A 12,181-nucleotide genomic window follows, 5' to 3' on the forward strand; every position below is an offset into this window, starting at 1 on the left:
TAAGCCGCTAAAGAATATAAAACATTAATCCTACATTTAGCAAGCGTAAACGCTGACTATCTCCTATAATAACATCTTTTTTATAAACATTATTTAACCCATAATACATATAGAAATTCCATGTGTTAAATCCAATTGAGGCATAAACACCATATAACCATTTATTGATGTTTTCATCATTTCTATAAATAGTAGAATATTCAGAGGTTTTTGTTTTCATCCTATCAGAAAAGATATAGCTAGCTTTAAAACCAAGATAGACGCGCCAAAACTTATGACTTTCAGGAGTTGAATTACGCCATCTAAGTTCAATGGGTATATCTATGGCATGAAGAGATAGTGCGCTTTTTTTGTACTTATCTAAGATCATGTGTTGATCATCTATATTAAGACCAAGATTTCCTCTAAGATTCAAATATGAATATCCTACTCCTGGTGCTATTGCGATAGTGCGGCTTTCATTTATAGGAAAGTCTCTTAAAAACCCCATATTCACCCCTATGGAAAAAGAATTAGGCGAAAAACCCGTTGGTTTATCTTGTAATAAGGTATGAGTTACACCAAAATAAAATTGATCTTCTCTATATTTGAGATCTAAATTCTTTATAGAATCATTTATTATAGCTTCTACACTATTACTTTCCTGAGCGTAGGAATGACTAAAAAAGCTACATAAAAAAAAGATAGTTATTATAATGTATCTACTCATAATTATTATTTTTAAAAGGAGTAAACTAGACCAACTCCTAAAGTTTGTTTAAACTGAACTTTAGGGCCTTCCATCACCTGAACACCATTACGCTCCACTTTGTTTTTGATATTATCATCATAGAGTAAATAAGTACCTACATTTGCACGTACGTAATCATTCACTTTTAAATCAATCTTTAACTCCCAATTTACATCAATATTTCCGAAACGATCTACATAGTCACTATACAAAGTTAACTTATGTTCTAAGAAGATATTCTTGAAGATTTCCTTTTTCCATTCATTACTTAACTGGAAACCTATTTCAGCTTTATAACGTTTACCTTTTCTTATAATATTCCCTAAATCATCTTTCTTTGCAGCATCTACACCAAATGATCCTTGATCAGCAAGTGTTTGATCCATTACAAAAGTTGCCTTATATGTCAATGGTGAAATATAATATTTTAATCCCGATTTTGGCGCCATATACTCCGCCCCAATACCCACAAATAAATAAGCAGGTGCCATCCATCTAGATATTGGATCATCAGTGTTTGGATAATTAAAACCGTCAGTAAATTGTGTTTTGAAATTTAATTTTGCTACATAATACCAATCTGAAATGGCCGAAGATTTATAACCATAAACTGAATTAAAATCAAGAACATCATCCGTTTTTCTTAATTCACGATCAGATTGTTTATTTATTCCATAACGAACACTAAGCGTATTGTCCCAACTCAATCTTCCTTTTATAAATTTCCTTGCAAATTCACCTTTAAGAATACCCGAAATAGAGTTATCCCCACCTGCACTCCAGTTAACAAAAGCTATTTGATTAAAATCAAGTCCTAGTTTATTCTTTTTTTCCCAATACCCAACTATTTCATTATTAACTGGCAAAACCCTTAAATCTATATTAGGATTATAATTTACTTTAATTTTTGAAAACTTAGGTTTACTTGCCTTAACAAATATTTCAGGCTTAAAATAAGGCATATCACCTTGATTGTTTCCGTAAAAAATATTGTTATTACTATAGTTTTCCATTGGTAAAAATCCCATTAAGGGATTAAACGGATTTTCTTGAAGTAATAAAGTATCTTTCTTTATATTATCGACTTCAATTTGAGTGACTGGCTTATCTACTTGTGCCATTAATGGCATAGACAAAGTCAAAAAAACTATACTTAAAAAACCTTTTGTAAACTTTTCCAAATCTTACTTATTAATAATGTTTAAAATTGTTTTTGTATCAATCCCATTTAATTCTTGCTGTTCATCAATTGTAGCATGCTCAACAAACTGATCTTTTACCCCTAAATTTTCTACACGAACATTAGGGTAGTTTTTTGCTACAAACTGTGAAATCATGCTTCCAAAACCTCCTATTACAACGCCATCCTCTACAGTAATGATCTTTTCATGCTCTTGACATATTGTATGTAATACTTCCTCATTCAAGGGTTTTACAAATAGAAAATGATAATGCGACCAGCTAGTATTTGTACATTTTTTCATAGCATTGATAACATTATTACCAATCGTACCAGTAGATAATATTGCAAATTTATCTCCTTTTTGCAATTCTTTGACAATTCCTATTTCAATTTTCTCAAAACTTTTTCGCCAATCGTGATTTAACACTCCTTTTCCTCTAGGATATCTTATAGCAAAAGGTTTGGTATTCTGCAATTGTGCTGTATATAATAAATCTCTTAGTTCCCATTCATTTATTGGAGCAGCAATGATTATATTAGGTATACAATTCAGATAAGCTATATCATAAACCCCTTGATGAGTTGCACCATCTTCGCCAACTAAACCAGCTCTATCTATGCAAAAAACGACAGGAAGAGACTGTAAAGCAACATCGTGAATAACCTGGTCATAACCCCGCTGTAAAAAGGTGGAATAAATAGTACAAAATGGTATTAGTCCTTGCGTTGCCATGCCTGCAGCCAAAGTAACTGCATGTTGCTCGGCTATACCAACATCAAAAGCTCTTTCTGGTAATACATCCATCAAAAATTTTAACGAACTCCCGGTAGGCATAGCTGGTGTGATACCAACAATTCTATCATTACTTTTAGCTAACTCTACAAGAGTATGTCCAAATACATCTTGATACTTTGCAGGATAAAGACCATCAGTACTTTTAATCAACTCTCCAGTTTCTTTATTAAACTTACCTGGAGCATGATATTTTACTTGATTAATCTCAGCCTGCTTTAACCCCTTACCCTTTGTGGTGATAATATGTAAAAATCGTGGACCTTTTTTCTTTTTTAATCTCTTTAATTCTGCAATTAACTTTGGTAAATCGTGTCCATCGATAGGCCCTGTATAATCAAAAAGTAAAGACTTAATCATATTGTTATCTAATGGATTGTCACCTATTTTAACAGCTGAGAGATATTCTTTCAACGCTCCTACGCTAGGATCTATTCCTATTGCATTATCATTCAATATGATTAATACATTTGCATCAGCTACACCTGCATGGTTTAGACCTTCAAAAGCCATTCCTGAAGCAATAGATGCATCCCCTATAACAGCAATATGTTGGCGCTCAGTATTTCCTTTTAATTTGGAAGCAATAGCCATTCCTAAAATAGCAGAGATAGAAGTAGAAGAATGCCCCACACCAAAAGCATCATATACACTCTCCTCTCGTTTAGGAAAACCACTTATTCCATCTTTTTGTCTATTCGTATGAAAAACATCATATCTTGATGTTAATAACTTATGTCCATAAGCTTGGTGCCCGACATCCCATATAAGTAAATCATCAGGAGTATTAAAAACATAATGTAAAGCTACAGTAAGCTCAACTACGCCTAAACTTGCACCTAAATGTCCTTCTTTAGATGCTACAATTTCAATAATTGCATTGCGCAGTTCTTTAACTACCTGATCTAAATCTTTTAATTTTAACTTTTTCAGGTCAGTAGTATCTTTTATGTTTTGTAAGATATTATTCAACATACTTTTAACAAATAGCCACAAAATTACAATTTTGTTTTTACTTTTGAGAGTTAATAATGTTAACAGAAATATGGCAGATATCTTTACAGATGAGTACTATATGAGAATTGCGTTAAATGAAGCAAAGTCAGCTTACGAAGATGGTGAAATTCCAGTCGGTGCGATTATAGTAGCAAACAATCAAATCATAGCTAAGAGTCACAACCTTACTGAACTACTTTATGACGTCACAGCACATGCAGAAATGCAAGCTATTTCATCAGCAGCAAATTATTTAGGAGCTAAGTATCTAAAAAACTGCACTTTATTCGTAACTTTAGAACCTTGTCAGATGTGTGCTGGGGCATTATATTGGAGCCAAATAAGTAAAATTGTATTTGGTGCATCTGATGAAAAAAGAGGATATAAAATAATGGGAGCTCAATTACACCCTAAAACAGAGGTTATATCTGGTATATTAGAAAATGAATGTGCTGAGTTAATGCAGCGCTTTTTTACAAGAAAAAGAAAATAAAAATTGCTAAGTATGAAATTTCGAAAATTACTGTATGTCTTTTGCTGCTTGACATTAATTATGCAATCATGCAAAAAAGACAAAAAAGATGAATATAATTTATCTAACCCTAAACTCTTTATTGAATATATTAATTCTTTTACAGGAGGAGTCATTTCTTCTAAAGCTCCAATTGATATAGTACTCCAAGAAAACTTTGGAAATTGGGAGGTTAATCAAGAATTAGACGAAGATATAGTTTCTATTTACCCCCAGACTAAAGGTAAGGTATATTTTATGCCTAATAATGTTATTAGATTTGAACCAAGTGAAAGACTAAAACAAGACCAAAAATATAAAGTCACTTTCAATTTAGGTAAAGTGAAAGAAGTAGAAGATAAACTCCAAAAGTTCACGTTTACTTTTATGACTTTACCTCAAACTTTCTCCACGCAATTCAACGATCTACAAAGCATTGATGATAATACTTACATTTTAAATGGTACTTTCACTGCTAGTGATTGGATTACAACTGACCAAGTAAAAAAAGTATTACTTGCTGATCAAAATGGAGATAAACTCGATATACAAATTAATGCAAACAATGATGAAGAGGCTAAAGAGTTTTTCTTTATCATTAATAAAATCAAACGCTTAGATAGTGAAAGTGTACTAACTTTAGCTATTAATGGAAAAACTATTAATGCTAATCAACGTTCACAAGAAACATATACTGTGCCTCAAAAAAATAAGTTTTATGCTTTTAATTATCAATCGACACCCACAGATGATCAATCTTTTTGGATCAATTTTTCTGACCCATTAAAAAAAGATCAAAACTTTGATGGTTTAATTGTGCTTGAAGGTGTAAATAATAAGTTGACTTATACACCCGATGGAAACATTCTGAAAGTATATAGTGATGTTCCTTTAAAAAATGAAGTTATTTTAAAAATTTACTCAGGTATACAAAAGATAAATAATGGAAAGACTACAGAGAGCACTGAAACAGTAATAAATTTCGGTGTTCCAAAGCCAGATATTAAACTAATAAAAAGTGGAACAATACTTCCTAGTTCAGAGAATCTAAAAATAAACTTTCAAGCAACAACTCTTAAAGCAGTTGATGTAAAAGTTTATAGAATATTCGAAAATAATGTATTACAATTCTTGCAAGAAAATACTTTAGAAGGAGATTATTCTTTATATAGAGTGGCTTCACCAATTGCTGAGACAACTATTCAATTAACCAATCCAAATCCTAAAGCTCTTTTGCAATGGAATTCATATGCATTAGATTTATCAACCTTAATCAATCCAGAACCTGGTGCAATTTATCATGTGGAATTTACAATGAAAAAAGAATATTCATTGTACACTTGTGAACAAGACAGCAACGATGAGGAAACGACTGATGAAGATAATTATTATAACGATGATGAGGATGACTACAATCAAAGCTATTATTATTACTATAATTGGGACGAGAAAGATGATCCATGTACAAAGTCTTATTACTACTACAAAGGGAAAGTAAAAACAAATATTTTAGCTACAGACTTGGGTGTTATAGCTAAAAGAGGAAATGACAATACCTTTACAATTGCTGTTACTAATTTATTAACCACTGAACCTGTTGGAGCAGCCACAGTTGAGTTTTATTCTTTCCAGCAGCAATTAATTGCATCTTCGAAAACAGATAGTTTCGGAATGTTATCACTAAACCTTAACAAAAAAGAACCTGCTTTTATCGTTGTTAAATCAGACCGTAATACAACTTATTTAAAAGTAGATAATGCAAATGCGCTTTCGATGAGCAATTATAACATTGACGGAGTTTCACTAACTAATGGTATCAATGGTTATATTTATTCAGAACGTGGCGTGTGGAGACCTGGTGATGACATTTATATAGGTTTTATACTTGATGACAAAGCTAATCCTATACCTAATAATCACCCTATCAAACTTACTCTGTCAGATCCATACGGAAAATTAGTTGATCAAATTGTTAGAAAAAAGAATAATACCAACCATTATACTTTTCAATTAAACACTTCAACTGAGGCTCCGACTGGTAATTGGTCAGCTGTAATAAATGTAGGAGGTGTTAAATTTTATAAATCCATTAAAATTGAAACGATTAAACCTAATCGTCTAAAAATAAAAAACAACATTGAAGGAAAAACTATTACTAGATCCAATTATAGTAAAGTTGATTACGACGTACAATGGTTACAAGGTGGTATTGCTCGCAATTTAAAAGCTGATGTTACCCTAAAGCTAGTTAGACAAAACACAACATTTAGCGCTTATAAAAATTACAACTTTAACAATAGTCTTAGCTCTTATTCAGCAGAAGATATAAACGTTTTTTCGGGTAGAACAGATGAATCTGGTAAATTTAGTTTTAATATAAACTTAACTAATAAACCTAAAAATGCAGGAATGTTGAAAGCCATTTTTACTGCAAAAGTATATGAAAATGGAGGAGATATGTCCACAGACGTTTCTACCGCTACATTATCTCCATATGATTCTTATGTGGGAATTAAATTACCTAAAGCGAATAAATATAACTATTACGAAACAGAAAAAGATATCGATCTTTCATTTGTAAAAGTCAATGAGCAAGGAAATCCTAAATCAGGTGAGATTAAAATTGACATATATAGAAAAACAGGATATTGGTGGTGGAATTCTGGAAATTCAGGGATTTCCAATTATAGTACGTCAAGCTATCATACCTTGGTTGAAAGTAAAACGCTTTCTAATCATAATGGAACTGTAAATTATAAAATAAATATACCTGAACAAGATTGGGGAAGATATGAAATAGTAGCTACTGATGTAGAAAGTGGTCATATTGCCTCAGAACAAATATTTGTGGATTGGCCTTACTGGTCTGCCAAATCAAAAAACACCGATGGAAAAGAAGCTACGTCTTTATCTATAGCAACTGATAAAAAAGATTATAAGACTGGTGAGCATGTAAAAGTATCTTTCCCATCTAGTGAAGGTGGCAGAGCATTAATTTCAATTGAAAGTGGAACCTCTGTAGTACAAACAGAATGGATAAAAACACAAGAAGGTGAAACTACTTATGAGTTTATCACAACACCTTCTATGTCGCCTAACGTTTATATAAACGTTACCTCTTTACAACCACACGCTTCTACAATTAATAATTCTCCTATTCGTATGTATGGAATAGAGAATATTAATGTTTATGATAAAAACACAAAGTTAGACCCACAAATAATAATGCCTGATAAATTAAAACCTGAGCAAGAATTCACATTAAAAGTGCAGGAAAAAGAAGGCAAAAAAATGACCTATACAATTGCTATAGTAGAAGAAGGTTTATTAGATTTAACGCGTTTCAAAACACCAAACCCATGGAATACTTTTTATAGTAAAACAGCTCTAGGTGTCAGAACTTGGGACATGTATAATGATGTTATTGGAGCTTATGGTGGATCCATTAATCAAATATTTAGTATTGGTGGTGATGAAGATTTAGGAGCTGGACAAGTAAAAAAAGCAAATCGATTCAAACCAGTCGTTATATTCAAGGGACCATTTACATTAGAAGCTGGAAAAGCAGCTACACACACTATTAAATTACCTAAATACATCGGTTCAGTCAGAGTAATGGTAGTCGCTTCGAATGCAAATACTCAAGCGTATGGAAGTTCGGAAAAGACAGTAAAAGTAAATAATCCATTAATGATATTAGGATCATTGCCAAGACGAGCTGTTCCTGGAGAGAAAATCACCTTACCAGTAACTGTTTTTGCTATGGAAAACCATGTAAAAAATGTAACGGTAAAAGTAAAAACAGATGATAAGTTTAAATTAACAAGTGGTAATACACAGATGCTAAATTTCACAGAACCAGATGAAAAAATAGCTTACTTTGACTTAGAGGTATTACAAAAACTAGGAATTTCAAAAATATCTATCGAAGCTACTTCTGGTACAGAAAAAGCAAGTTATGATGTGGAATTAGATGTTATTAATCCTAATCCAATAACAGTAAGAATGGAATCTCTTGTACTCGATGCATCCGATACTAAATCTATCGATTGGAATAAATTTGGAATCCCAGGAAGTAATGATGCCACATTAGAACTTTCTACATTTCCTGGTATTAACTTAACCTCTCGTTTAAAATACTTGCTAAATTATCCTCACGGCTGTAGTGAACAGATAACTTCTGGAGTTTTCCCACAATTGTATCTTGACGATTTTACAAAACTAAACGAATCAAAAAAGACAAGTATTCAACGAAATGTTTCAGCCGGCATAGCAAAACTTGCAGAAAGACAAATGTCAAATGGAGGTTTTAGATATTGGACGAGTTCATCTTATGCTGATGATTGGACTACTTCTTATATTGGACACTTCTTATTAGAGGCAGAACGAAAAGGATATGCACTTCCATTAGGTAGTAAAGCGAATTGGTTAACATACCAACAGAAGGAAGCAAAAAACTGGAGATTTGAACCTAAATATCACAATGATTTTGCTCAAGCTTATCGTTTATATACATTAGCATTGGCTGGTAGTCCAGATTTAGCTGCCATGAATAGATTAAGAGAGACAGTAGGTATATCAAATAATAGTAAACTTCGTCTAGCAGCAGCATATGCTATAGCTGGTCAAAAAGAAGCTGCAAATAAACTTATCGCAAATATTAAATTAACTGATCATACAAGTGATTATTATTACTATGGCTCTTATGAACGCAATTTAGCGATGGCATTAGAAACTGAGTTACTATTAAATCCTAAAGCTCAGTTAACACATGAATATGCCAATAAATTAGCAAAAGAACTTGGTTCAAATAGTTGGATGAGTACACAAAGTACAGCTTATGGTCTATATGCAATGTCTAAATACATTGCTAAAAATAAGACTTCTGATGAAATCAATGCTGTTTATAACCTGAATAATAAAGTTGAGAACATAAAGACTTCTGAGAATTTTACTGATATAAGCTTATCTCCTATTGCAGATAAAAATACAATATCAGTCACAAATAATTCAAAAGGTACTTTATATGCAAAAGTAATAACTAGTGGTATCCTGCCTATTGGACAAGAAATCGTAGAACAAAGTAAACTACGCATAACTACTTCTTTCCAAACGACAACAGGTGCTACTATTAATCCAACTAAAATTGTACAGGGAACAGAATTTGTAGCTTATATTACTATAACAAATACAAGTGGTTTTGCTGTTAATAATATAGCTTTAACCCAAGTTATCCCATCAGGATGGGAAATTATCAACTTAAGATATACTGATGCTGGTGGCAATAATAATTCCGTTAATCATACGGACATAAGAGACGATCGTACACAATTTTATTTTAGTTTAGGTGCAAGAGCTTCAAAAACTCTAAAAATATCACTTAACGCATCCTATCTTGGTCATTATTACTTACCTGGTGTATATGCAAATGCCATGTATGACAATAGTTATTCTTGCCGCACTAGCGGAACGTGGATTGATGTAATAAAGGAATAAGAAACCCATCATTATAAGAAACTGGAAATATATTATATATCTCCAGTTTCTTTTTATTTTATATGATTACTAAGTTTAAAAAATATTTTAACCCTAAAAACTGGAGTAAAAAGAAGAAACTATTTATTACAATTATAGTTTTACTTCTTATTCCCTATTATTTCTGTTTGCCAACACCTCTTTTTAACAAACCATATTCTACAGTAATTGAAAGTGACAAAGGACAACTTTTAGGAGCACAAATAGCATCTGATGGTCAATGGCGATTTCCTCAAATTGATACAATACCAGAAAAGTTTAAGCAATGTATTACAACCTATGAAGATGAATATTTCTATTACCATTTTGGTATTAATCCTATATCGATAGTAAAAGCATTTTTTACTAATATAAAAGCAAAAAAAGTAACGCGAGGTGGAAGTACATTAACACAACAAGTTATCAGATTATCTAGAGATGGTCAAAAAAGAAGCTATGGCGAAAAACTTATAGAAGCCATCCAATCTACTCGCCTCGAATTAAGATATAGTAAAAATACAATATTATCTCTTTATACCTCACATGCTCCCTTTGGCGGGAATGTTGTTGGACTAGATGTAGCAGCATGGAGATATTTTGGTACTGTTCCAGAGCATTTATCTTGGGCAGAGAGTGCCACATTAGCAGTATTACCAAATGCTCCTAGATTAATTTATCCAGGTAAAAACCAAGAAATTCTTTTAAAAAAGAGAAATAATTTATTAAAAAAACTTTATCTTAAAAAGATCATTGATAAAAATACTTATGAGCTAGCATTACTAGAACCCCTTCCTCAAAAACCACATGAGCTACCACAAATAGCTCCTCACTTATTACAGTTAGTAGCAAAATCAACACCTGGAAAACGAATTGTTACAACAGTTAAATACGATCTTCAACAAAGAGCAAATGATATAATCAAAGATTACTATAATAATTATAGTCAATCAGAAATACACAATATAGCAGCTATTATAATTGATACAGAAACGAGAGACATTATAACCTATATAGGAAATTCACCTACTACATCTACCCATAAAAAAGATGTAGATATTATACAAGCGCAGCGAAGTACAGGAAGCATACTTAAACCTTTTTTGTATGCCGCTATGCTAGATGACGCAGAGCTATTACCTAAATCATTGATTCCCGATATTCCAATTGTTATTTCAGGTTATAAACCACAGAATTTCAATAATTCCTATGAAGGAGCTGTAACTGCAGATGAAGCATTATTTCGATCTCTTAATATTCCATTTGTTTTAATGTTACAAAACTATGGTATTTACCGTTTTTATGATCAATTACATAATTTCAAATTTAATAGCATCAACAAACATCCTAATCATTATGGATTATCACTAATATTAGGGGGAGCAGAAAGTTCATTATGGGAAATAACGAGAGCATATAGTGGAATGGCTTCAACATTAAATTATTACAATAACCATCAAGGGCAATATCGCACAGATGAAATACAAAATTTAAATTGGGATTTAACTAAAAAAGTAAAATTTGGAAATGAAACTTTAGAATCTACTACAGTAGGTGCTGGAGCTATTTACAGCACGTTTAAAGCCTTAACTTTAGTTAATCGCCCAGAAGGAGATGAAGCATGGCAATATTATGACTCGGCTATTAAAATTGCTTGGAAGACAGGAACAAGTTTTGGAGGTAGAGATGCTTGGGCTGTAGGAGTTAATAAAAAATATGTAGTTGGAATATGGGTAGGGAATGCTACTGGAGAAGGAAGACCTTCAATAAGTGGTGTACGTATGGCAGGTCCTATACTATTTGATTTGTTTAAAATATTACCCCGATCAGATTGGTTTGAAATTCCATATGATGAAATGGAAGAAATAGAAACCTGTAAAATTACAGGGCTACGCGCAGGACAAAATTGTCCAATAACAACATCATTAGTACCGAATCGTTCGAAAAAAACACAACAATGTACTTATCATAAGTTGGTGCATTTAGATATGACCAAGCAATATCAAGTAAATAGCAGTTGCGAACCAATTGGTAATATTATTACTGAACCTTGGTTTATTTTACCACCTACAATGGCATATTATTATAAACAGTCACATTCTGATTACATAGATCTACCAGCGTTTAGAGATGACTGCAAAAGTAATGATTCAAAATCTCTACTGGAGTTTATATACCCAAAACATGGTGACAAAATATATCTAACCAAAAATTTTTACTCTCAGTTGCAACCTTTTATTGCTAAAGCAGCTACTAACAATAAAGAGAAAAAACTTTATTGGTATCTAGATAATGCCTATTTAGGAGAAACAGATTTATATCACGAGATGTCTATCATGGCAGATGAAGGAATTCATTACTTATCTGTAATTGATGTAAATGGAAATTCGCGAACTATAGAAATCAATATTGAGCATAGTTCAAATGAATAATCACTATTTCAGAATAATAAAAAAA

At 32.0% G+C, this 12,181-nt stretch carries 6 protein-coding genes; 3 read left to right on the forward strand and 3 right to left on the reverse strand.

The annotated features are described in order from the left end of the window. Nucleotides 1-7: 7 nt before the first annotated feature. Genes RH98_RS08760 through RH98_RS08770 form a run of 3 tightly spaced genes read right to left on the reverse strand, consistent with a single transcriptional unit; the run spans nt 8 to nt 3,681 of the window. Complete coding sequence (locus RH98_RS08760) at nt 8-709, reverse strand: porin family protein (protein WP_010253169.1); 702 nt, start codon at nt 707-709, stop codon at nt 8-10. Between the two features lie 11 nt (nt 710-720). Beyond that, complete coding sequence (locus tag RH98_RS08765; RefSeq protein ID WP_010253171.1) at nt 721-1,911, reverse strand: DUF3078 domain-containing protein; 1,191 nt, start codon at nt 1,909-1,911, stop codon at nt 721-723. Nucleotides 1,912-1,914: 3 nt separating this feature from the next. After that, complete coding sequence (locus RH98_RS08770; protein ID WP_010253173.1) at nt 1,915-3,681, reverse strand: 1-deoxy-D-xylulose-5-phosphate synthase; 1,767 nt, start codon at nt 3,679-3,681, stop codon at nt 1,915-1,917. Between the two features lie 70 nt (nt 3,682-3,751). On the opposite strand from RH98_RS08770, the gene RH98_RS08775 reads away from it, so the two are divergent. From RH98_RS08775 to pbpC, 3 genes are all read left to right on the forward strand, one after another. Continuing rightward, nucleotides 3,752-4,195: a nucleoside deaminase gene (locus RH98_RS08775; RefSeq protein WP_010253175.1), complete on the forward strand. Its 444-nt coding sequence runs from the start codon at nt 3,752-3,754 to the stop codon at nt 4,193-4,195. Nucleotides 4,196-4,207: 12 nt separating this feature from the next. Continuing rightward, a complete protein-coding gene (locus tag RH98_RS08780; protein ID WP_026038821.1) occupies nt 4,208-9,709 on the forward strand; it encodes an alpha-2-macroglobulin family protein in 5,502 nt (1,833 codons plus the stop codon). Nucleotides 9,710-9,771: 62 nt separating this feature from the next. Continuing rightward, nucleotides 9,772-12,156, forward strand: coding sequence for a penicillin-binding protein 1C (gene pbpC / locus RH98_RS08785; RefSeq protein ID WP_010253181.1), 2,385 nt, complete (start codon nt 9,772-9,774; stop codon nt 12,154-12,156). The last annotated feature ends 25 nt before the right edge of the window (nt 12,157-12,181 follow it).

This window comes from Myroides injenensis M09-0166, assembly GCF_000246945.1.
In the GTDB taxonomy this organism is placed as follows: Bacteria; Bacteroidota; Bacteroidia; order Flavobacteriales; family Flavobacteriaceae; genus Flavobacterium; species Flavobacterium injenense.